The organism is Microbispora sp. H10830 (genome assembly GCF_014161375.1).
Lineage (GTDB): Bacteria > Actinomycetota > Actinomycetes > Streptosporangiales > Streptosporangiaceae > Microbispora > Microbispora catharanthi.
Genome location: NZ_JABBWX010000002.1, coordinates 677,883 through 699,347, shown reverse-complemented (window position 1 = coordinate 699,347; position 21,465 = coordinate 677,883). Strand labels below are relative to the sequence as shown.

Annotated in this window: 27 protein-coding genes and 1 riboswitch; of the genes, 20 read left to right on the top strand and 7 right to left on the bottom strand. The window is 69.8% G+C overall.

The genetic code is table 11. The annotated features are described in order from the left end of the window. Positions 1-13: 13 nt before the first annotated feature. From HHX35_RS08145 to HHX35_RS44545, 4 genes are all read left to right on the top strand, one after another. Positions 14-865, top strand: coding sequence for a helix-turn-helix transcriptional regulator (locus HHX35_RS08145; RefSeq protein WP_182898213.1), 852 nt, complete (start codon positions 14-16; stop codon positions 863-865). A 91-nt stretch (positions 866-956) separates the two neighbouring features. Next, positions 957-1,385: a hypothetical protein gene (locus HHX35_RS08140; RefSeq protein ID WP_182898212.1), complete on the top strand. Its 429-nt coding sequence runs from the start codon at positions 957-959 to the stop codon at positions 1,383-1,385. After that, positions 1,379-1,615, top strand: coding sequence for a helix-turn-helix transcriptional regulator (locus HHX35_RS08135; RefSeq protein ID WP_139579020.1), 237 nt, complete (start codon positions 1,379-1,381; stop codon positions 1,613-1,615). Before HHX35_RS08140 ends, HHX35_RS08135 begins: the two co-directional genes overlap by 7 nt. Continuing rightward, the gene (locus HHX35_RS44545) at positions 1,612-2,589 is read left to right on the top strand and encodes an NAD(P)-dependent alcohol dehydrogenase (protein WP_182898211.1); all 978 of its coding nucleotides are present in this window, start codon (positions 1,612-1,614) and stop codon (positions 2,587-2,589) included. Before HHX35_RS08135 ends, HHX35_RS44545 begins: the two co-directional genes overlap by 4 nt. 6 nt (positions 2,590-2,595) lie before the next feature. On the opposite strand, the gene HHX35_RS08125 is transcribed toward HHX35_RS44545, so the two are convergent. Then, on the bottom strand, positions 2,596-2,997 hold the full coding sequence (locus tag HHX35_RS08125; RefSeq protein WP_182898210.1) for a nuclear transport factor 2 family protein: 402 nt from the start codon (positions 2,995-2,997) through the stop codon (positions 2,596-2,598). Positions 2,998-3,094: 97 nt separating this feature from the next. Here HHX35_RS08125 and HHX35_RS08120 point away from each other — a divergent pair, with 97 nt between their 5' ends. From HHX35_RS08120 to HHX35_RS08105, 4 genes are all read left to right on the top strand, one after another. Beyond that, positions 3,095-3,679 (top strand): TetR/AcrR family transcriptional regulator, encoded by a 585-nt coding sequence (locus tag HHX35_RS08120; protein WP_182898209.1) that lies wholly within the window; start codon positions 3,095-3,097, stop codon positions 3,677-3,679. An 89-nt stretch (positions 3,680-3,768) separates the two neighbouring features. Then, positions 3,769-4,695, top strand: a complete 927-nt coding sequence (locus HHX35_RS08115; protein WP_182898208.1) for an SPFH domain-containing protein — start codon at positions 3,769-3,771, stop codon at positions 4,693-4,695. Between the two features lie 22 nt (positions 4,696-4,717). After that, positions 4,718-4,960, top strand: a complete 243-nt coding sequence (locus tag HHX35_RS08110; protein ID WP_139579025.1) for a hypothetical protein — start codon at positions 4,718-4,720, stop codon at positions 4,958-4,960. Positions 4,961-4,975: 15 nt separating this feature from the next. After that, on the top strand, positions 4,976-5,602 hold the full coding sequence (locus HHX35_RS08105; protein ID WP_182898207.1) for a GPP34 family phosphoprotein: 627 nt from the start codon (positions 4,976-4,978) through the stop codon (positions 5,600-5,602). 50 nt (positions 5,603-5,652) lie between these two features. Here HHX35_RS08105 and HHX35_RS08100 read toward each other — a convergent pair whose 3' ends face one another. After that, positions 5,653-6,297, bottom strand: a complete 645-nt coding sequence (locus HHX35_RS08100; protein ID WP_259404835.1) for an HNH endonuclease family protein — start codon at positions 6,295-6,297, stop codon at positions 5,653-5,655. Between the two features lie 146 nt (positions 6,298-6,443). On the opposite strand from HHX35_RS08100, the gene HHX35_RS08095 reads away from it, so the two are divergent. Then, positions 6,444-7,433: a pirin family protein gene (locus tag HHX35_RS08095; protein ID WP_182898205.1), complete on the top strand. Its 990-nt coding sequence runs from the start codon at positions 6,444-6,446 to the stop codon at positions 7,431-7,433. Between the two features lie 83 nt (positions 7,434-7,516). Here the strand turns inward: HHX35_RS08095 and HHX35_RS08090 are convergent, their stop codons facing one another. After that, positions 7,517-8,098, bottom strand: a complete 582-nt coding sequence (locus HHX35_RS08090; protein WP_182898204.1) for a TetR/AcrR family transcriptional regulator — start codon at positions 8,096-8,098, stop codon at positions 7,517-7,519. Positions 8,099-8,181: 83 nt separating this feature from the next. Between HHX35_RS08090 and HHX35_RS08085 the strand changes: the two genes are divergently transcribed. Further along, positions 8,182-9,390, top strand: coding sequence for an FAD-dependent monooxygenase (locus HHX35_RS08085; protein WP_182898203.1), 1,209 nt, complete (start codon positions 8,182-8,184; stop codon positions 9,388-9,390). On the opposite strand, the gene HHX35_RS08080 is transcribed toward HHX35_RS08085, so the two are convergent. Then, positions 9,369-9,521, bottom strand: a complete 153-nt coding sequence (locus HHX35_RS08080) for a hypothetical protein (RefSeq protein ID WP_182898202.1) — start codon at positions 9,519-9,521, stop codon at positions 9,369-9,371. The genes HHX35_RS08085 and HHX35_RS08080 overlap by 22 nt on opposite strands. A gap of 10 nt (positions 9,522-9,531) precedes the next feature. On the opposite strand from HHX35_RS08080, the gene HHX35_RS08075 reads away from it, so the two are divergent. Both HHX35_RS08075 and HHX35_RS08070 read left to right on the top strand, forming a co-directional pair. After that, positions 9,532-10,446, top strand: coding sequence for a hypothetical protein (locus HHX35_RS08075; protein ID WP_182898201.1), 915 nt, complete (start codon positions 9,532-9,534; stop codon positions 10,444-10,446). An 80-nt stretch (positions 10,447-10,526) separates the two neighbouring features. Further along, positions 10,527-11,618, top strand: a complete 1,092-nt coding sequence (locus tag HHX35_RS08070) for a hypothetical protein (RefSeq protein WP_182898200.1) — start codon at positions 10,527-10,529, stop codon at positions 11,616-11,618. Positions 11,619-11,659: 41 nt separating this feature from the next. On the opposite strand, the gene HHX35_RS08065 is transcribed toward HHX35_RS08070, so the two are convergent. After that, positions 11,660-12,202, bottom strand: a complete 543-nt coding sequence (locus HHX35_RS08065; protein WP_220505117.1) for an isochorismatase family protein — start codon at positions 12,200-12,202, stop codon at positions 11,660-11,662. A gap of 58 nt (positions 12,203-12,260) precedes the next feature. On the opposite strand from HHX35_RS08065, the gene HHX35_RS08060 reads away from it, so the two are divergent. Continuing rightward, positions 12,261-12,701, top strand: coding sequence for a MarR family winged helix-turn-helix transcriptional regulator (locus HHX35_RS08060; protein WP_182898199.1), 441 nt, complete (start codon positions 12,261-12,263; stop codon positions 12,699-12,701). 336 nt (positions 12,702-13,037) lie between these two features. Continuing rightward, positions 13,038-13,195, top strand: a riboswitch (cyclic di-AMP (ydaO/yuaA leader). Between the two features lie 94 nt (positions 13,196-13,289). Beyond that, positions 13,290-13,823: a C40 family peptidase gene (locus tag HHX35_RS08055; protein WP_220505116.1), complete on the top strand. Its 534-nt coding sequence runs from the start codon at positions 13,290-13,292 to the stop codon at positions 13,821-13,823. Positions 13,824-13,914: 91 nt separating this feature from the next. On the opposite strand, the gene HHX35_RS08050 is transcribed toward HHX35_RS08055, so the two are convergent. Next, the gene (locus HHX35_RS08050; RefSeq protein ID WP_182898198.1) at positions 13,915-14,331 is read right to left on the bottom strand and encodes a MarR family winged helix-turn-helix transcriptional regulator; all 417 of its coding nucleotides are present in this window, start codon (positions 14,329-14,331) and stop codon (positions 13,915-13,917) included. A gap of 61 nt (positions 14,332-14,392) precedes the next feature. On the opposite strand from HHX35_RS08050, the gene HHX35_RS08045 reads away from it, so the two are divergent. Genes HHX35_RS08045 through HHX35_RS08030 form a run of 4 tightly spaced genes read left to right on the top strand, consistent with a single transcriptional unit; the run spans position 14,393 to position 17,705 of the window. After that, positions 14,393-15,169 carry an alpha/beta fold hydrolase gene (locus HHX35_RS08045; protein ID WP_182898197.1) on the top strand — a complete coding sequence of 259 codons (777 nt, stop codon included), beginning with the start codon at positions 14,393-14,395 and terminating at the stop codon, positions 15,167-15,169. A gap of 39 nt (positions 15,170-15,208) precedes the next feature. Beyond that, complete coding sequence (locus HHX35_RS08040; RefSeq protein ID WP_182898196.1) at positions 15,209-16,126, top strand: LysR family transcriptional regulator; 918 nt, start codon at positions 15,209-15,211, stop codon at positions 16,124-16,126. A gap of 59 nt (positions 16,127-16,185) precedes the next feature. Further along, the gene (locus tag HHX35_RS45090) at positions 16,186-16,338 is read left to right on the top strand and encodes a tautomerase family protein (RefSeq protein ID WP_182898195.1); all 153 of its coding nucleotides are present in this window, start codon (positions 16,186-16,188) and stop codon (positions 16,336-16,338) included. Next, a complete protein-coding gene (locus tag HHX35_RS08030) occupies positions 16,335-17,705 on the top strand; it encodes an MFS transporter (RefSeq protein WP_182898194.1) in 1,371 nt (456 codons plus the stop codon). The genes HHX35_RS45090 and HHX35_RS08030 overlap by 4 nt, the downstream gene beginning before the upstream one ends. 46 nt (positions 17,706-17,751) lie before the next feature. Here HHX35_RS08030 and HHX35_RS08025 read toward each other — a convergent pair whose 3' ends face one another. Continuing rightward, entirely contained in the window at positions 17,752-18,768 is a 1,017-nt protein-coding gene (locus tag HHX35_RS08025) for a YafY family protein (protein WP_182898193.1), read from the bottom strand. Between the two features lie 94 nt (positions 18,769-18,862). Here HHX35_RS08025 and HHX35_RS08020 point away from each other — a divergent pair, with 94 nt between their 5' ends. Together HHX35_RS08020 and HHX35_RS08015 are read left to right on the top strand one after the other, a co-directional pair. Beyond that, on the top strand, positions 18,863-19,261 hold the full coding sequence (locus HHX35_RS08020) for a VOC family protein (RefSeq protein WP_182898192.1): 399 nt from the start codon (positions 18,863-18,865) through the stop codon (positions 19,259-19,261). 856 nt (positions 19,262-20,117) lie between these two features. After that, on the top strand, positions 20,118-21,398 hold the full coding sequence (locus tag HHX35_RS08015) for a cellulose binding domain-containing protein (RefSeq protein ID WP_182898191.1): 1,281 nt from the start codon (positions 20,118-20,120) through the stop codon (positions 21,396-21,398). Positions 21,399-21,465: the final 67 nt, after the last annotated feature.

The following is a 21,465-nucleotide window of genomic DNA, read 5'->3' as shown; positions in this document are numbered from 1 at the left end:
TACGGTCACAGGCATGGACAAGCTTGGCCTGGCGAAGTTCCTGCGCGGCAAGCGTGAGCAGGTCAGCCCCGCCGACGTCGGCCTGCCGGAGGGACGCCGCCGCCGCACCCCCGGGCTGCGGCGCGAGGAGGTCGCCCAGCTCGCGTACATCTCGGTGGACCATTACACGCGGCTGGAGCAGGCGCGGGGCCGGCACCCGTCACGGCGCGTGCTCGACGGGATCGCCCGCGCCCTGCGCCTGTCGGACCAGGAACGGGCCCACCTGTTCCACCTGGCCGGGGAGCGGGAGGAGAGCCGGTCCGCCGAACCCGTACGCGAGGTGCGGCCGAGCACGCTCAACCTGCTCAACCGGCTGACCGACGCCGCCGCGATCGTCGTGGACGACACCTGCGCCGTGCTGGCCTGGAACCCGCTGGCGGCGGCCCTGTTCGAGGACTTCTCCGCTCTGGCGGGCCAGGAGCGCAACGTCATCCGGCGTTACTTCCTGCACCCCGACCCCGAGCGGCGGCACTACGGCATGGGCAGCCCGGAGCGGTTCGTCGTCACGGCGGTCGGCTACCTGCGCGTCGCCGTCACCCGTTATCCCGACAGCCGTGAGCTGAGCAGCCTGATCGAGGAGCTGCTGGCCGGGAGCGAGGAGTTCGCCCGCCTCTGGAACTCCCAGCGGTTCCACATCGAGCGTCACCTGCGCCAGACCGTGCGGCACCCGCGCGTCGGGCCGATCGAGCTGGACTTCGACGTGCTGACCGTGCCCGACCAGGAGCAGCAGGTGGTCATCTTCACCGCCGAGCCCGGGTCGCCAGCCTACGAGTCCCTGCAGTTCCTCAAGGTCATCGGCGCCGAGCAGGTGTCCGCCGACGCCTGACGGGCGTCCGATGTAAAAGATTCTGTACACGAGGTCAAAGATTCGCTACCTTGGTGATGTCAAAGATTTTGTACATCACAAGGAGCCGATCATGACTCACATCGAAAAGCGCGCCTGGATCAGGCTGGTCGTCGCCGTGCTCGCCTACGCCGCGTACGTCGTGGCCGTACTCAGACGGGCGGACGGAGGCCCGTTACCCGACGTGCCGTACACCGCCACCCTGCTGTGGACGGTCGGCGGGGCCATCGCCGCGTCGATCGTGGCCGAGATCGGGATGTCGATCGTCAACCCTCGGGCCTCACGGGTCGTCGACGTCCGCGACAGGGAGATCGGGCGGCTCGGCGACCACACCGGTCAGGCGTTCGTCGTCATCGGCGCGCTCGCGGCGATGCTCATGGCCATGGCCGGATGGGACCGGTTCTGGATCGCGAACGTCGTCTACCTCTGCTTCGTGCTGTCGGCGGTCCTCGGTGGAATCACCAAGATCATTGTCTATCGCAGGAGCCTTCCGGAATGGTGAAGCCCACACGCGTGACGAACCGCATCCGCGCGCTGCGGTTCGCCCACGACGAGATGACCCAGGCCGAACTCGCCGAGCGCATCGGCGTGACCAGGCAGACCCTCATCGCCATCGAACAGGGGCGATACTCGCCGTCTCTGGAGATGGCATTCCGGATCGCCCAGGTGTTCGGCGTTCCGCTCGACGACGTGTTCCAGTACCCCCCCGACCTCCCGGAAGGAACGCCGTGAAAGCCATCGTCCAGGACGCGTACGGCCCGGCCGACGTACTCCACCTCCGCGACGTCGACCGCCCCGCGATCGGCGACGAGGAGGTGCTCGTCGAGGTCCGCGCCGCCGCCGTGGACCCCGGCGTGTGGGTCCTCATGACCGGCCGGCCCTACCTCATGCGCCTCGCGGGCTTCGGGATGCGCCGGCCCAAGGTCGCGGTCCGGGGCCGTGACGTGGCCGGGGTGGTGGCGGCCGTCGGCGCCCGCGTGACCCGATTCCAGCCGGGTCAGGAGGTGTACGGCACCTGCGAGAGCGGCTCGTACGCCGAGTACGCGAGCGCACGGCAGAGCAGGCTCGCACCGAAGCCGGCGGGCCTCACGTTCGAGCAGGCCGCGGCGGTGCCCGTCTCGGGCATGACGGCGCTGCAGGCCGTCCGCGACGTCGCCCGCGTACGGCCGGGACAGCGGGCGCTGGTCGTCGGCGCGGCGGGGGGCGTGGGGTCGTTCGCCGTGCAGATCGCCAAGGCGTACGGCGCGAGCGTCACCGGCGTGTGCTCGGCGGCGAAGGCCGGGCTCGTCCGGTCGCTCGGCGCCGACGACGTCATCGACTACGCCCGCGAGGAGATCGACCGCGACGGCGCACGCTACGACGTCGTCGTCGACACCGCGGGAAACCGGCCGCTGTCCCTGCTGCGGCGCGCCCTGACCCCGCGCGGGACGCTGGTGATCGTCGGCGGCGGGCACACGGCATACCGCTTCACCGGGGGCATGGGACGCACGTTCCGGGCGCCACTGCTGTCGATGTTCGTCGGTCAGCGACTGCGTCCGGTGATGAGCAGGGAGCGGGCCGAGCACCTGGAGGAACTCACGCGGCTCGTCGAGTCGGGCGCCCTCGCTCCCGTGATCGACCGCGCCTATCCCCTGAGCGAAGCGCCCGACGCGATCCGCCGTCTCATCGACGGACACCCCGCCGGCAAGGTCGTCGTCACCGTGTGACCACCCTCAGGGAGTCAGGGGGATCCGGCGGGCGCGGACCGTCCGGTGACTGATCCGCCAGCCGTGGTCGCCACGCACCAGCGTGTCCTCGTAGGTCACACTGCCCGTGGTCCCGCCGGCGTCGACCCCGATGCCCTTCGACAGCGCTCGCGCCCGGCCGTCCGCCGCCTCGGTGACGACGATGTTGGTGACGTGATGGGCGACGGGGTTCGCCTCGCCCAGGGCGAGCGCGGCGTCGCGCAGCGCCGCAAGCCCGACGATCACACCGCCGCCGAGATCGCTGACGTCGTAGACCACGTCGGACACGAACACCTCGCGCAGGCCGTCGAAGTCGCCGCCGTCCGTGAGGTGGCCGTGCAGGTTGATCAGGTCCGTGATGGCCGTGCGGTCATCGGCAGTCAGGGTCATCGTCCTCCGCCGTTCCTCTAATTGGGGGGTTCCCCGGTTCGAGCTGTTACCGTAAACGGGGAACTCCCCGGATAGCAAGAAGCAGAAAGGAGCGCGGATGACGTCGAGTGGTCCCGAGCCCGCACCGCGCGGCCGTACGCGCAGGGCGGACGCGTCACGCAACGCCGCGCTGCTGCTCGCCGCCGCACGCGAGCTCGTCGCCGAGTCGGGACCCGAGGTCGCGCTGGACGAGGTGGCGCGGCGAGCCGGTGTCGGCAACGCGACCCTGTATCGGCACTTCCCCACCCGGGCCGACCTGCTCGTCGCCGTGTACGCGGACGAGGTGGCGGAGTTGTGCCGCCAGGGCGCCGGCCTGCCGGCCGACCCGTCCCCGGCCGACGCGCTCTTCTCCTGGCTGGACGCGTTCGTCGTGCACGTCGCGACGAAGCGGCCACTCGCCCTCGCGGCCACGGAAGGTCCCACCGGCCGTCGTAGCGCGTTGTTCGACCAGTGGCACACCTCGATCCGAGCCACCGCGTCGGACCTGCTGAAACGCGCGCAGGACGCCGGCGCCGTACGGCCCGGACTCACCGTGACCGACCTGCTGGCCCTCGCCGGCGGCGCGGCACTCACCGGAACCGACGTGGCCCACGCCCGGCGGCTCACCGCGCTCCTGCGCGGCGGCCTGGCAACCGGCGGCTGAGGGTTCGATCGCGGCTGCGGCGACCATGTCGGGTCTGGCAAAAAGTGATATCACTTTGCTAGTGTCGTGCTAGACACCGAGGAGAAGACATGACAGACCTGCAGATCGCCGTCGACATGCCGGCCCCCCAGACCCACGAGCGGACGGCGCGAGCGGCCTCGGGGTGGCCGATGCTGGTCCTGGCCCTGATCGGCCTGCTGAGCCCCGCCGCGCTGATCCCGGTCGGAGCCGGCCTCGCGGCCGACGGCAGCGACGGACCGGGAGCCGCCCTGATCGCCGCCGGAGTGCTGCTCCTCCTGGCCGGCCTCGTCGTCCTGACCGGGCTCACCGCGGTCGCTCCGGGTGAGGCGCGGGTGATCCAGCTGCTCGGCCGCTACGTGGGCACGGTCCGCACGCCCGGCCTCCGGTTCGTGGTGCCCTTCACGCAGAAGCGCCGGGTGTCGACCCGGATCCGCAACCACGAGACCGACGTCACCAAGGTCAACGACGCCGACGGCAACCCGATCGAGATGGCCGCCGTGGTGGTGTGGCAGGTCGAGGACACGGCGAAGGCCGTCTTCGAAGTCGACGACTTCGTGGAGTTCGTCGCCTTCCAGACCGAGACCGCGGTGCGTCACATCGCCGGCAGCTACCCGTACGACGGGCACGACGATACGCTGTCCCTGCGTCAGAACGCGGACGAGATCACCGGTCGCCTGTCGGCCGAGATCCAGGCCCGGGTGGCGTCGGCGGGAGTCAAGGTCATCGAGTCGCGCATCACCCGCCTCGCGTACGCTCCCGAGATCGCACAGGCGATGCTGCGCCGCCAGCAGGCAGGCGCGGTCGTCGCGGCCCGCCAGCGGATCGTGGAGGGCGCCGTCGGCATGGTCGAGGCCGCACTGGCCCGCCTGGACGAGCACGACGTGATCGAACTCGACGAGGAGCGCAAGGCCACCATGGTCAGCAACCTGCTCGTCGTCCTGTGCGGCGACCGCGACGTGCAGCCCGTGGTGAACACCGGCTCCCTGTACCGCTGAACCGTAGGCGACCGAGCAGATTGTGGCGACCGAAAGAAAGAGCATCCTGCTGCGGCTGGACCCCGCGGTGCACGACGCACTGGCCCGCTGGGCCGGCGACGAACTGCGCAGCACCAATGCTCAGATCGAGTTCCTGCTGCGCCGGGCGCTGTCGGAGGCGGGACGGCTCCCGGGCGACGCCGGCCGCATCCCCCGGCGCGGCCGGCCGGCCAAGAAGGAGACCCCGCCTCCGGAGGCTCCCGCCGCCGATCCACCCGTCGAATGAAAGGAGGGCAGTCGCGTGGACGTCCCCGGCTCCCTGACGGCTCAGCTCTACCTGCTGGCCTACGACCCCCGCAAGGAGCGGGTGGTGACGAACTACCGCTTCCCCTACCTGCTGCGCGCGGCGGCGCTCACCGACCTGCTGCTGACCGGCCGGATCACCGACGACGGCGGCAAGGTGCGCGTGGTGTCGGAGGACCGGCTCGCCGACCCGGTCCTCGACGGCCTGCTGCACCAGATCGCCCAGTCAGGGCCCCGGCCATGGCGGCACTGGATCAGCAAGGACGGCCGCGCGACGGTCCGGGCGGTCCGCGACGAACTCGAGACGGGACACTGGGTCAGGGTCGAGCTGCGCCAGCCGTTCCTCGTCTTCAACAGGAGCCACGTCCGCGTACGCGACACGCGTGTGGTGAAACGGCTCACGGCGCGGGTCGCCACCGCTCTCACCGGTCCGGTCTCCCGGGTCGAGGACCGGGAGGCCGCCCTTGTCGGCCTGGCCGCCGCGGGAGAGCTCGGGACGATCCTCCCGCGAGCCAGACGACGGGCGCACAAGCAGCGCATCGCCCTGCTGTCCGAACGCGGGGGCCCGGCGGCCCCGGCCCTCCGCAAGGTCATCCAGCAGGCCCGCGCCGCGAGCAGCGGCTGACCTCGGGACAAACTCGTACGGCCCTCAGCCGCCGGCACCGCCAGGTCCGTTCACCTGCCGCAGGTGCGGAGCATGTTGAGCAGGGCGACCTTCTCCGCACGCGTCACCAAGAGCCGGTAGTGGTGCTTCACGGTGATCCATGAGGTCGCGTAGCGGCACCAGAAGGCGCGGCGCGGCGGACGCCAGCTCTGCGGTCCCTGGCCTCCTTTGGCCATGTTGACGGAGTGGCTCACCACGACCAACTCGGGACGGCTGAGGTCGTTGGCGAACGCGCGCCGCTTCGCCTGGCTCCATCTCTTGGCGCCGGAACGCCAGGCGTACGCCAGGGGAACGACGTGGTCGACGTCGACCTGCTTCACGCTCTTCAGCATCCTGCCGTCGTACGGGCTGTGCCAGACGCCCTTAACGGCCTGGCACGCCCCGTTCCTCCGTACGCCCCGGCCCTGGCGCACGAGGACCACCTCCCGCGCGTCGCACTCCCCCTTGTGGTGTGCCCAGCGCGGCTGGAACCGCCGATGGCTGTAACCGCGGAGCGACAACGGCTTGGCGACCTTCAGCTGCGCCAGCATGCGGCGGGCCGGCGCTCCGGCATCGGCCTGTCCACGGGCGTCGGCCGCGGCCTGCGGGGCGATCGCGACGGCGGTGATCGGGAGGACCACAAGGGACAGTACGGCGGCTTGAAGGGTGCGATTCATAGAGATCATGGTTCCAGCCATACCAGTCTTTCCCCACCGGCCGTGACGATATGCGACGGACGCACGACGATCCGCAGGCGGGAATGTCCGGCGATCTCGGGTGGTTCAAGGCGACGGAAGTTGAAATTTCAATTAGGAGGGCGGCCATGCCCGCTGTCACCGCCGACACCCTGACGCTGCCACGCGTCGCCGCACCGGATCCCGCCGTCGCGGCATCACGCCCCGTTCGCTCGGTGACGACCGCGCCCAGCGGCTTCGAGGGTGAGGGCTTCCCCGTACGACGCGCGTTCGCCGGAGTGCCGCAGTCGATGCTGGACCCGTTCATCCACATGGACCAGATGGGCGAAGTCGAGTACGCCCCCGGCGAGCCGAAAGGCACGCCGTGGCACCCGCACCGCGGCTTCGAGACCGTCACCTACATCGTCGACGGCGTCTTCGAGCACCAGGACTCCAACGGTGGCGGTGGCACCATCACCAACGGCGACACCCAGTGGATGACCGCCGGGGCCGGCCTGCTGCACATCGAGAAGCCGCCGGAGCACCTGGTGGTCTCGGGCGGGCTCTTCCACGGCATCCAGCTGTGGGTGAACCTTCCTCGCGCGCACAAGTTCCACCTGCCCCGCTACCAGGACATCCGGGGACGGGAGGCGGCGCTGCTCGCCTCCGCCGACGGCGGCGCGCTGCTCCGAGTGATCGCCGGGGAGCTGGACGGGTACGCCGGCCCGGGCGTCACGTTCACCCCGATCACGATGGTGCACGCGACCGTCAGCCCCGGCGCCCGGCTCGACCTGCCGTGGAACCCGGAGTTCAACGCCCTCGCCTACGTCCTGGCCGGCCAGGGCTCCGTGGGCGCCGAACGGCGGCCGGTCCGCAAGGGGCAGCTCGCCGTCTTCGGCCCGGGTGGGTCGTTGACCCTCGCGGCGGACACCGCCCAGCCCCAGGCCGAGCCCAATCTGGAGGTGCTGCTGCTCGGCGGGCGGCCGATCCGCGAGCCGGTCGTGCACTACGGGCCGTTCGTGATGAACACCCGTGCCGAGATCGTCCAGGCGTTGGAGGACTACCAGGCGGGCCGTCTGGGCGTCATCCCCGCCGAGCGGGTTCCGCACGCCGACGGACCCCTGACCGCGACGGACTGACACGCCCGCAGAAAGGCCGGCCGGGGAGCGCGCCCACCCGCCGCTCGGCCGGCCTCAAGCGGCAGAGCCACGATTTCCGCCGGTCACTCCGTCCCGAGCCCCGCGCTGATCGTGCGCAGGGCTTCGAGGAGGTCACGGGCCGACGGAGCCTGCTCCGGATCGACGAGCCACTGGGCCGCCATCCCGCCGAGCAGTGCCTGATAGAACGCGCCGACAGCCATCGCCTTGCGTTCGTCCGCGGCCGGATCCAGGTGCTCGAAGATCGCCGCCAGGCCCAGCTTCGCCTGCCGGTTGGCGGTCGCGAACGCCTCGCGCAGCTCGGGAAGCCGGTCCATCTGGGCGATGAGCTCGAACTGGATGGCCCACAGCGGTCTCAGCCTGACGAAGGACTCGATGATCCGCGTCCAGGTCGCCTCGAATCGCTGCGCGGGTGCGCCGTCGAGTGACGCGTCGGCGGCGAGAGTCTGCTCGATCTCCTTTCCCCATTCCTCCATCGCCTCGATGAGGGCCGCGTCGAGCAGGGCCTTCGTCGATCTGAAGTGATAGCCGATGGCGGCGAGGCTCGTGCCGGCGGCCGCCGCGATGTCACGCGCGGTGGTGCCGGAGTATCCCTTCTCCATCAGGCACCGCTTGGCGCCCGCGAGCAGATCTTCCCGGTTTCCCATGGCCAGAGCCTAGCCCATGCCAGCACAAATGTCTTGGACGTTTGTGCTAGACAGATGATTAAGACGCTTGTACAGTTCACGGCATGGCGAACATCTTGATCTCCGGCGGAAGCGTCGCCGGCCTGACGCTGGCTTTCTGGCTCCGCGAGCACGGCTTCGCGGTGACGGTCGTCGAACGCGCGCCCTCGCTGCGGGACGGCGGCTACAAGATCGACATTCGTGGGGCGGCGCTCGACGTCGCCGCTCGCATGGGCCTGCTGGACGAGGTGCGGCGGCACAGCACGGACATGCGGGTCGCGCGCTTCGTCGACGCGCGCGGCCGGCAGATCGGCACGATGAGCGCACAGTTGTTCGGCGGCCGCGAGGGCGACGACGTCGAGATCATGCGCGGTGACCTCACCCGGCTCCTGCACACGGCGACCGGAGACGGCGTCGAGTACGTCTTCGACGATTCCATCACCGCCCTGCGGGAGACCCCCGAAGGTGTGCAGGTCACCTTCGCGAACAGCACTCCGCGTACGTTCGACCTGGTGGTGGGCGCCGACGGCCTGCACTCCAATGTGCGCGCGCTGGCCTTCGGCGAGGAGTCCCGGTTCGTCCACGACCTCGGGCACCACATCTCGATCTTCACGGTGCCGAACCATCTCCGCCTGGACCGTACGGAGATGATGTATCCGGCACCGGGCAGAAGCACCGGGATGTACAGCACCGGGCGCGGCGACGACGCCAAGGCGATGTTCCTCTTCTCCTCGCCGCCTCTGGAGTACGACCGGCGGGATGCCGCCCAGCAGAAGAAACTGCTCGCCGACCTCTTCTCCGGCCAGGGCTGGGAGGTTCCGCGCCTCCTCGACGCCATGGAGGACGCGCCGGACTTCTACCTGGACTCGATCAGCCAGGTGCGCATGGACCGCTGGTCGTCGGGCCGGGTGGCACTCGTGGGCGACGCCGCCTACGCGGCCTCACCCGCGTCCGGCCAGGGCACCAGCCTGGCCCTGGTCGGCGCCTACGTTCTCGCGGGCTGCCTCGCCGAGGCGGCGGGAGACCACGCCGCGGGGTTCGCCGCCTACGAGCGCGAGATGCGGCACTTCGTGGAGGAGAACCAGAAGCTCGCCGCGAACAACCTCAAGGGCATGGTGCTGAAGTCCACGGCGCAGATCCGGTTCCAGATGTGGATGTTGCGGCTGATGCCGCATCTGCCGGGGAAGAACCGCATGATCGAGCGGGTCACCGAGCCCATCCGCAAGGCCGCGACCGCGATCACGATCAGGGATTACCGGACGCCGGCTTCGTAGCCGTACACATCGTCATCCGCACGATCTGTCACGCGCAGCATGGGCGCCTCGCCGAAGACCTTCGTCAGCCGCTCGACCATGGCGGCGGACCGGCGTTTCGGATCCGGCAACATTTCGGGGTTCTCCGGCATCTCACCCAGCATGAGATTGCGCACGGTTCTCGCGACACTTCTCCTGACCGCCGTTCCACTGATCGGACGACCCGCGGCCGCCGCCACGCCGGTCACGATCGCGTACGCCCAGCGGACGCAGACCTGGGAACTGGTGCTGACCAACGGAGACGTGGTGAAGGTGCCGGAAGCGCTCGCCGTGGCGCCTCGCGACGCGGTCAACGCCGGGGCGCGGGCGGCGTTCCTCATCAGCGGGGACGGCCGGCACTTCTTCTACTTCCGCAAGTCCGACGGGCGGTTCACCGAGCGGACTCTGCACGGCAAGGAAAGAGCGATCCGGAGCATCACGGTGGACACGACCGGCGAGGAGTGGCCGTCGGTGTCGGACGACGGCAGTTTCGTGGTCACCGGGACCTCGGCGCCGGGGCTGGGGGTCCTGGTGGATCTGCGGAAAGGCAAGACGTTGCCGCTGCCCGGGGGGACGGATCAGTGGAGCTTCGCGGGATTCAGCCCCGACAGCGAGCGGCTGCTGATGCAAGGGGCGCTGGAGGATCGGGTGACGGTGTTCGACCGAGGGCTGCGCACCCGGCTGCGGTCGAAGACGCGGCTGTCGCCGATCGCCCTGGCGAACGACTACGCGACGGCGGCGGCGCCTGTCGGTTCGTGGCCCGAGTCTCGCAAGCTGCGCCTGCTCAACCTGCGTACCGGCAAGGCGAGCGGCACCGTGACCGTGCGGTTGCCCCGGGGACAGCACGTCGACGACCTCGACTTCGACAAGGCGGGACACCTGGTCGTCCGGTCGAAGACCAAGACGGGGGTGGCGGTCTACCGGGTCTCGAAGACGACCGGCGAGGCGACGCCGCTGCGAACGATGGTCAGGCCCGACGCGAAGGTCTGGGTGCTCCCCGGAGACGACGAATACGAGCCGTGGACGGAGAAGAAGTGAGTCCGGCCCTCGCCACCGGCGACGTGTGAACGGCACCCCTCCATCAGACGTCGTACTGGTGAGTGGAAGGGGGAGGCATCGTGCGTACCGTATTCGTCTCGGCCATGACGGCGCTCGGGCTGGCGTGCCTGCCGACCATGGCGGCCTCAGGCGTGACCCACCAGGGCCGCCAGGCCGGGGAAAGCGCGTCGGCGTGGCGGCTGACCAGGGTGAACACACTGCCCGGGGACGACGTCCTCAACGACGTGACGGTCCTCGGCAACGGGTCGGTGTGGGCGGCCGGTCACCGGGTCGTGAACGGCAGGCAGCGGGGCCTGGTCCAGTGGTTCGACGGCGGGTCGTGGAAGGTGATCCCCGGCAGCCCGCCGTACGAGCTGAAGGCCGTGACCGCCACCTCGAACAGGGACGTATGGGTCTTCGGCCCGGGGAAGGCCGCCCGGTGGAACGGCCGCGCGTGGACCACCGCCTCACTCGGCAGCGGCTTCTCCACGACGGACGCCGACGGAACGGGCGCGAAGGACGTCTGGGCGGTCGCCGACTCCTCGGCCTCGGCCAGGCACTGGAACGGGTCCTCGTGGAAGAGCGTCCGGCTGCCGGCCCGCGCCGCCGCCGTCGACGCGTACAAGGCCGGCGACGTCTGGGCGGCGGGGACCAAGGGCGACCGTCCCGCGATCATGCGGTGGAACGGAAGGTCCTGGGCGCTGGTGCCCACGCCCGCGGTCGAGCTTCCCGCTCCCGACGCCGCCGCGGTCCTCAACGACATCGCCGTCGTGGGCCCCGGCAACGTGTGGGCCGTCGGCGGCGTCAGCTGGGAAGGCGCCGACGACGAGGGTGACGACGTGACCTACAACCGCACCCTGGTCATGCGCTGGAACGGCAGCTCATGGACCACCTCGATCGGCGCCGCCAACGCGCAGCCGTACACGGAGGTGGAGCCCGACGGCACGGGCGGCGTGTGGGTCGTGCAGGGCAACTGGAACTCCACTCTGTGGCACGTCACGGGTTCGGCGTGGCGGAGCACCCCGGTCCCCCGGAAGGCCGGCACGGACGCCGTCCTGTTCTCGATCGCGCGCAGGCCCGGGACGGCGACGGTGTGGGGTGCGGGATTCACCGTGCCGCAGGGCGACCCCGACGACCCCTCGGCCAACGGCACGTTCTGGCGTACGCGGTAACCGCCTGACGTCGGCCCGCCGTGAACCGGTGATGCGGCGGGTCACACCAACTGGTGCAGGGCGGCGATGACCTGCCGGCCGGTGGGCGTGGTGAAGTCGCGCACCATGTCGGCGGCGAAACCCGCCACGGAGGTCACCACGCCGCCCGCGGCCTCGATCTGCCGCAGGGCGGCGTCTTCGGTGCGGGCGGTGATGCCTCCGCAGGCGTCTACCAGGACCTGCACGTCGAGGCCATGCGTGAGCGCGTCGAGGGCGGTGCGCAGCACCACGATCTCGGTGGTCACCCCGCAGATCACCAGGGTGGGGCGGCCGGCGGACACGACGGCCTCACGCCAGGCGGCGTCGTCCCAGCAGGACGGTCCGGTGCGCACGTACGGCTCGCTGTCCGGCACCTCCTCGATCATCACGGGGCCGCCCGGGCGAGGCGCGGCCGAGACGGTGAACGGGATGTCGAGGGCTGTGACGAGCCCGTTCAGGACCTTGGCCGCCCGGCGGATGGAAGAGGCCGGGTTGGTGACACTGGCGTCGACGATGCCGTCCTGGAGGTCGGCGAACACCACGTGGACGGAGGAGGGGATCAACATCGTTCTGACTCCTAATCATTCAGAGCTTGAATCGTATGAATACGGTAGCATTGAAGGCATGAACGGTGTCAAGCTGACCTCCACGCTGGCCTTCCGGCTCGGCACACTGGGGGCCGTGATGACCGAGCGGTTCTCGGCACGCCTGGCCACCCACGGACTCAAGCCCAAGCACGTGGGACTGCTGGCACTGCTGGAGTCCGGAACGGCGACCTCTCAGCTCGACATCGCCAAGCTCATGAACGTGGCGCCCAGCCTGGTGGTGTCGCTCGCCGACCGCCTGGAGGAGCTCGGCGCCGTACGGCGGGAACGCGACCCCGTGGACCGGCGCAGGCAGACGCTCGCGCTCACCGAAGAGGGCCGGGAGTTGCTGGCCACGTGCACCGCGGCGGCGGCCGAAATCGACACGGAACTGACCGGCGGCCTCAGCCCCGAGGAGACGGAGGCACTGCGGAGCGTTCTGGGCACGCTGGCCCGCCGCAACGGCCTGCCCGCGGACTAGACGACCAGCGCCTCCTCACCGCCCGGCCGGCGCAGGTCATCCCTGCGAGCCGTTCGCGGTCTACATGCGCGCGCCCAGGTGACCTGGTGACGCTTGACGAGTGTGACGAGGGCCACATCTTCCCTCTTATGACCGCTGCGACCTGCGGTTTTGTGCTTTTGATCCTTTTTACGTGACTCTTATCCTTTTGGTGCCCTTTGCGCCAATATGGGGCAACTTGGTAGTTTCCTTGCCCTGCGACGGGGTCCATGTGACGCCGTCGTTACGAACCCGGCCCGGCCGTGTTCGAGACGACCATCCACTGTCACCGTCGCCACGTCCTCTCCGCCCCCCTGGGCGCCGGTGATGCCGAATCCGTGCAGCAAGGAGGCTCGGAGCCGGGGAACCAATCGACCTTCGACGAAGGTCTGGGGTGAATCGGCGCGCCAGCGCCGTAGGGCGACTTCCCTGCCCGAATCCGTCAGCTAACCCGGTAGGCGCAAGCGGAAGACCCTAGGGAGAGATCCCCTGTTCACCAACTCCACCACTCTGCTCCGCGTTGCCTGTGTCACTCTCAGTAGCGCAGCGCTCACCGCCTCCACAGGAGCATTGAGCGCACTCCCCGCGTCCGCCGCGTCGGCGACAGCCCCGCCCTCGGCCCCGGCGGTCATCCCACCCGAGCCCCCCGCCACGGTGACCACCCCGTACAACGGCGAGGCTCCCACGGCGTCCACGGCGAATGACTCCGCGAACACGAAGCTCACCAAGTCGGCCCGCCAGCAGGAGAAGGCCGATCACGCCATCAAGGTGGCGAAGAAGCACCTCGGCGATCCGTACATATGGGGCGCCACGGGCCCACGGGCGTTCGACTGCTCCGGGCTGGTCCAGTTCGCCTGGCGCAAGGCCGGCGTCAAGCTCCCGCGCACGACGTGGTCGATGCTCGACGCCGTCAAGAAGAGGGTCTCCCTGGCGCATCTCAAGCCCGGCGACCTCATCTTCACCAGTGGCGGCGGCCACGTGGGCATGTACATAGGGCACAAGAAGGTGATCAGCGCTCCCCACAGCGGCGCGGTGGTCAGCGTCGACAGGCTCAACGGTTACTGGAGGAGCAGCTTCCTCGCCGCCGTGCGCCCCGGCGTCTGACCCTGGGCCGCGGAGACATCCTCGCCGGAGATGCCCCGAGGCGTGCCGCCGTCCGGGGCGTCTCCGCCGAGGGCCGACCAGGAGCCGGAGACTACGCGTCCTTCGCGATGAGGCGCTGGAGCAGGGCCAGCAGGGTCCCGCGGTCCCCGTCCGACAACGGGATGTAACACCTGGCGAGCACCTCGTCGGCGACCTTGTGCCCGGCTTCCAGGACTCGCTCCCCGGAAGGGGTGAGATGGTGCTCGATGCGCCGGCCGCGCCCGGGCCGGCGCTCGATCCACCCCTGGGCCACCAGGCGCCCGGCGAGGGTTCCGAATGCCTGCTCGGTCTGGAAGGTCGCCGCGGCCAGTTCCCGGGCCGACGCGCCGGGAGAACGGCTGATCGCCCGGAGGGCGTCCCACTGGGCCAGCGTCGCGCCGATCGCCGAGAGCCCGCTCTCCAGGGCCCGGTGCTGCCGATACTGGGCCTGCTTCACCGCTCGTCCGAGTTCTTGCAGATCGCCATGCACGGCATGAGTCTAGTACGAGACTAAGCTACTTTAAATAAATATCCTTAGTTATGCTGGGCCCATGAACACCATCCCGCTCTACGACGACCTGTCCCTCACGGTGTCGGAGGCCGGAACCGGCAGACCGGCCCTGATCCTGCACGGCGGCGGCGGCCCCGCAACCGTCGCCGGACTCGCCCAGCACCTTCGCCGGACGACGCACACCATCACGCCGGTGCACCCCGGCTGGGACGGCACCCACCGCCCCTTATGGCTCACCGGCATAGACGACCTCGCCCTGGCCTACCTGCACTACCTGCATCGGCTCGGACTGCGCGACGTCCTCGTCGTCGGCTCCTCCCTCGGCGGCTGGACCGCCGCCGAGATGGCCGTACGCGACACCGCGGGGATCATCACCGGACTGGTGCTGATCGACGCCGTCGGCGTGCACATCCCCGGCCAGCCGATCCGCGACTTCTTCTCCCTCGACGCCCGCGGCGTCGCCGAGTACGCCTGGCACGACTCGCAGCGCTTCTACGCCGATCCGGCCGGCGTTCCCGCCGACCAACTCGCGCGCCGGGCAGCCGACATGGCCACCATGCGCACGCTGGCCGGCGACCCCTACATGCACGACCCCAAACTGCTCCGCCGGCTGCGACACGTCGACGTACCCGCTCTCCTGCTGTGGGGGGAAAGCGACCGGATCGTCACCCCCGCTTACGGCGCCGCCTACGCCGACGCCTTCGGAAACGGACGGCTGGAGGTGATTCCGGAGGCCGGCCATCTGCCGCACATCGAACAGCCGGCAGCCGCCTTCACCGCGATCGACGACTATCTGCGGGCAGCCGCGGCCCGGTGAGCGGCGGCGCACCTCGAAGCCGCACCTACGCTGCGCATCATGGAACTCCGGCAACTCAAATACTTCGTCGCGGTCGCCGAGGAGCTTCACTTCGGACGTGCGGCCGAGCGGCTGATGATCGTCCAGTCGGCGGTCAGCCAGCAGGTCGCACGGCTCGAGCGTGAGCTGAGGGTCGAGCTGTTCGACCGGTCGCCGCGGCATGTGCGGCTGACGGAGGCGGGTGAAGCGTTCCTGCCCGCCGCACGCGAGGTGCTGGACGCCGAACGCCGGGCGCTGACCACGATCGAGCGTTTCACGGACGGCCGGGAGACCGTGCTGCGTGTCGGCACCAGCAGGGGCATGGGGCAGCGGCTCGAGCGGGTACTCGAACGGCTGGTCGCGGGGACGCGGGTGGAGCTGCTGTCGGCCTCACCGGAAGAACGGCTGCGGCGGGTCGCCGACGGCCGGTTGGACGCCGCCTTCGTCCGCGGCGACGTCACCGCGCCGGACGGCGTGCGGCTGATCCCTGTCTGGCAGGACCCGCTGCTGGTCGCCCTTCCCGCCCATCACCCGCCTGCCGAGGCGGCGGGCGATCCCGTCGCGGACGTGCCGTCCGCGGGGATCGACCTGGCCGAGCTGGCCGGGCTACCCCTGTACCTGGTCGGCCGCGAGGTCAATCCGCCGCTGGTCGCTCTGGTGCGCGAGGCATGCAGGGACGCCGGATTCGAGCCCGTTCCCGGGCCTCCGCACAGCTCGCTGCAGGACACGCTGGCCGCCCTGGGCGCGGGGATCGACGGATGGACAGTGATCTACGCCGCGGCGGCCGGGCAACTCCGAGGCGGGCGGGTCGCGTTCCTTCCCGTGCGCTCGCCCTACCCGCTGTCCCTTCCGACAGTGCTCGCCGTGGGCGGGACCACGCGGGCGCGCCCGCTGGTGGAGGCGTGCCGGGCGGTGGTGCGCGACGATCGCGAATCGTGATCGTGGCGTGCGCGAAGTGCTTCTCGTTCGAGCGGGTGCTTCCGTCGTGAACTGGGGTCATGCCAGTTGTCACCATTCAGCAGGGTCCACGAGACGCCGAACCCAGGCGAGAGCTGGTCGCCCGGATCACGGACGCCTTCGTGCACGCGTACGACATCCCGGCCGACACGGTCCAGGCTGACCGGCCGACCCCGACGGAGAATCGGCGATGACGGTTCTCCCACCGGCGCGGCCGCGCGCGGGGACCAAGTTCGCGGGAATCGCGGCGGGCAGCTTCATGATCGGGCTGGATGCGTCGGTCCTCAATGTGGCCCTGCCCGACATGCGACGGGAACTGCATGCCTCCGCGGCGTCGCTGCCCTGGACCGTGGACGCGTACACCGTCGTGCTGGCCGGTCTGCTGCTCGCGTCCGGCTCGATCGCCGACCGCTTCGGGCCGCGCCGCGTCTACCGGGTGGCGCTTGCCGGCTTCGCCCTCGCCTCACTGGTCTGTGCCGCGGCGCCGAGTGCGGGCGTGCTGATCGCGGGCCGGGCGCTGCTCGGCGCGCCCGCGGCCGGGCTGGTGCCGGCCTCGATGGCACTGCTCGCCGCCCTGTATCCGGACCCCGACCACCGGTCCAGGAAGATCGGCGCGCTCGTGTCGATCAGCGGACTGGGCATCGTGGGCGGTCCGGTTCTGGGCGGTGCGCTGGTGGCGGCCGGAGGCTGGCGGCTGGTGTTCCTGGTGAACCTGCCGGTGGCGGTGCTCACCCTGCTGGCCTCCGGTGGGCTGAGCGACCATCGCGGGGGTACGCCACGACCACTCGACCTGGCCGGGCTGCTCCTTTCCGTCGCCGGGCTCACCGCGCTGACGTTCGGACTGGTGGACGCGGGGACATCGGGCTGGGTTCGGCCACTGCCTCTCGGCGCGCTGACGGCCGCGGCGGTCGCGTTCGGGGTCTTCTCCGTGGTTCAGCGGCGAACCCGAGCGCCCGTCCTCCCGCCCGCCCTGACGGCGCTCGCCAGGGTGCGCACGGACCTGGCCGTCGCGGTGGTCTCCCAGCTCGTCTTCTACGGCCTGCTGTTCACCCTCACCCAGTGGATGGTGCGTGACGTCTCCCCGCTCCGGGCCGGGCTGTCCTTCCTCCCGATGACGGTGCCTGTGATCTTCATACCGATGGTCACCGGCCGGCTGGTCGTCCGCTTCGGCGCCCGCCCCGTGATGCTCGCGGGGTTGGTCCTGGATCTGCTGGGCGGCCTGCTGCTGACCATGGGAAGCACCTCGCCCTGGGCGATCGTCGCGGTGCAGGTTCTCATCGGCGCCGGCAGCCCGCTCGCGATCCCCGCGTGCATCGCCGACATGTCCGCGGCCGTACCGCTCGAGCTGGCGGCGACCGGGCAGGGGGCGTTGAACGCGGCGCGCCAGGCGGGAACCGCGATCGGCGTGGCCGTCTTCGGCACGTTGAGCGCACTTTCGACCACGGGGATCGTGCTCGCCGCGTTCGCGGCGCTCACGGTCGCGGTGGTCCCCCTGAATCGGCTACCGCGACGCGCAGCACCGGGTCACCCCCGCGCGCGACTCACGCCGAATCCGCGGTAGCCGTACGACGCCTTGAGAGGGCACCGCCGGCAGGTAGGGCTGCGCTTCAGGCGACGACTGTGCCCGGCGCGGGCGGGACCCTGCGGGCGGAGGCCGCGAGCCGGTCCGCGAGCGCGGCGACAAGGCCGCGGAGCTCGTCCGGTCGCTCGATGACGAACGGCCGGTCGAGCGACGCGAGCACCGGAGGCAACCAGTCGAGCCGCTCCGCTCGCAACTCGACGCGGAGCCAGCCCTCGGTCTCGGGATCCGCGCCTTCCTCGGACGGGGACTCCTCCACGATCGCGACGCCGGCGGGAAGCCGGACGCGGATCTGCTCGACCGTCCCCTGGATCCGCAGGACCACTTCGTGCCGATACCGAGCCTTGGCGAACCCTGACAGGACGTGCTGCGCCGGATCGAGCCCGGCGGGCGGCTCGAACGAACCGGGCAGGGTCCTCGCGTCCGCGATGCGATCCAGCCGGAAGGTTCGATCCTCGCCGATCGCGGGATCCACACCCGTGACGTACCACCGGCCCGAATGGGCGACGAGCCCGTACGGATGCAGCGTGCGTTCGCTGCGCCGGCCGTCGGCGGCGGTGTACCTGATCGAGATCGGCCGGCGATGGCGCACCGCATCGGCGACGGAGAGCAGGACCGCGGTGTCCGGGGCGGCGAACTCGCCGGGCGGAGCCGTGAAGGCGAGGGATTCGAGCACGGTGTCGAGCCTGTGGGCGAGCCGCTCGGGCAGGACCCGCCGGATCTTGGCCGCCGCCGTCTCACTCGCCGTGTCCGTCGTCGTCGTCAATCCTGACCGGCGGCCGGCGACCAGGCCGAGCAGCACGGCGAGCGCTTCGTCGTCGCTCAGCATGAGCGGAGGCATGCGATATCCGGGGGCGAGCCGATACCCGCCGTAGCGGCCGCGCACCGACTCGACGGGCACGTCGAGGTCGACCAGGTGGTCCACGTACCGCCGCACGGTGCGCTCGTCGACGCCGAGCCGGTCGGCGAGCTCGGCCATCGTCCGAATGCCACCCGACTGCAGGAGCTCCAGCAGCGTGAGAACGCGATGAGTAGGTCGAGCCACGTCACACAACCTAGTGACAATACTGGGCGGTTTCTGTCCGGTATCCGCCCTAGTGTGCCATCGGAGAACGACCCAACGAACCAGGGAGATCACCATGGACTTCGTATCGATCCGCATCATCACGGGCGACATGGCGCGCCTCGTGGACTTCTACGAGCGAGCCACGGGAGTGGAGGCCAGTTGGTTCGGCGAGGACTTCGCCGAGCTCAGGACGGCCTCCGCCACCCTCGCGATCGGCAGCACCCGCACCGTCACGCTCTTCGCCCCCGGCGCCGCCCGGCCGGCCGGCAACCGCAGCGTGATCATCGAGTTCCTCGTCGACGACGTGGACGGCGTGCATCAGAACCTGTCCGGCTTCGTCGAAGACTTCGTCAAGGAGCCCACCACGATGCCTTGGGGCAACCGATCGCTCCTGTTGCGTGACCCCGACGGCAACCTCGTCAACTTCTTCACCCCTGTCACCCCGGCGGCCATCGAGAAGTTCGCCCGCTGACGACACCGTTATCGCCCCGGCAGACGCCCACGCTCTTTCCCCAGGCCGTCTCCACCCGGTCGCGGCGCGTGGCCGCCCCCGCGCCGCCCCGGGTCCTCCCGTAGCTCAGGTCGAACGGCTACGGGACTTCACGGCGCATAGTCGTCGACCATGTAATTTTCATCGCCGCGCCAATGGCAGCGGCGGCTTCTTCCCTGTTCAGAACCGAAGGAATGGACGGCCGGAGGCGAGGGACTCTCGATGAGAACGCGAGATCCTTGACATAGCTCATGACTTCATATTTGCTCCGCCTCACCACCACCTCCAGTCGCCCGGCAGAGAGGAGCACTTGGTCGCCCCCGTCGCTGTTAGCGTTAACATGTTGTCGGCTCAATGCCAGGCGGAATTTGCTGGGATCGGCAGAGCCCGGCATAGGCCGCCTTCATTTGGTATTCGCCAGATCAGAAGCCGCATTTCGAGACTCCGCCACGTTCTCCATCAGACACGTTCTCCATCAGAACCGCCGAGGAGAGAAGGCGGCCGGCGCCATGCCAACGCTGACGGACCTCTGAACTCACCTTGCTTTTCACGGCAGGGAAAAGGGCGAGCACGCGCACGCCGACGATGGTCGGCCGCCGCGCTCCTCCGGGTCGGCTGACGGTGGGCTCACTTAGCGTTCGAATCCATCCGGGGAGGCCGCTCGGCCGGCATGCACATGCCGACTGCGGACGCCTCACCGGATAAAGGAAAAACCACTTGCTTCCCTATCGACGTATGTCGATTTTCGAACGGCAAAGGGAGTTGCGTTAAGTTGAGACAGAGATCCATCTTTACCGCTATCGCGGCCGCCGCGCTTCTCGTCCTGACTACGGGACGCATGGCACTGAGCGACAGCCTCGGTGCGACCACGCCGTCCTCGGCTAGCGCCGTCGCGGCGGCGACCGCCGGATGCGGCAAGGCCCCGACGCTGAGAAGCGGTTCACAGACCATCACGACCAGCGGCAAGAGTCGCAGCTGGATCCTGAGGATTCCCGACAACTACGACAACAGCCACCCCTACCGGTTGATCTTCGCGTACCACTGGTTGAACGGCACCGCCCAGATCGTCGACTCGGGCGGATCGGACGGAGCCGTCTGGGCCTACTACGGACTCAAGCAGCTCTCGAACAACAGCACGATCTTCATCGCGCCCCAGGGCATCAACAACGGCTGGGGCAACACCAACGGTGAAGACCTGACCTTCACCGACGACGTGCTGAGGCTGGTCGAGGGCAATCTCTGTGTCGACACGACGCAGCGCTTCGCCATGGGATGGAGCTACGGCGGCGCGATGAGCTTCGCGGTCGCGTGTGCCCGTCCGACGATCTTCCGTGCGGTCGCGGTCTACTCCGGCGCGCAGCTCAGCGGGTGCAACGGCGGCACTCAGCCCGTCGCGTACATGGGAATTCACGGCATCCACGACTCGGTGCTCAACATCTCCAACGGACGGTCGCTGCGTGACAGGTTCGTCACGAACAACGGCTGCACCCCCATGACCCCGCGAGAGCCCGCGCAGGGCAGCCTGACGCACATCATCACCGCCTACTCGGGGTGCCGGGCCGGATACCCGGTCGTCTGGGCCGCGTTCGACGGGGACCACACCCCCTCCCCGAACGACGGGTCCACCTCGACCAGCGGCGCCAGGACCTGGACCTCGGGAGAGGTGTGGAAGTTCTTCACACAGTTCCAGTCCGGTCCGACGACGTCTCCTTCTCCTTCCCCCTCCCCGTCGTCGTCGCCCTCCTCGTCCCCGTCGGCGTCCCCGTCGGCGTCCCCGTCGGCGTCGCCCAGCGCCGGATCGGGCGCCTGCCGCGTCAGCGCCACCGTCAACGCCTGGAACAACGGCCTGACCGAGAACTTCACGATCACCAACACCGGCTCCTCGGCCGTCAACGGCTGGTCGCTGACCTTCACCCTCCCCGGCGGACAGACCATCACCAACGGATGGAACGCCACCTACTCCCCCACCAGCGGACAGGTCACCGCGAAGAACGTCAGCTACAACGGCTCGCTGGCCCCTGGAGCCTCCACTGACATCGGCTTCCAGGCCACCCACACCGGCAACGCCGCCAAGCCCACCGCGTTCACCCTCAACGGAAGCCCCTGCACCGTCGCCTGATCGGCAAGGATCACCGGGGGTGGCGCCCGACCGGGCCCCACCCCCGGCCCCTCTCCGGCGACAAGAC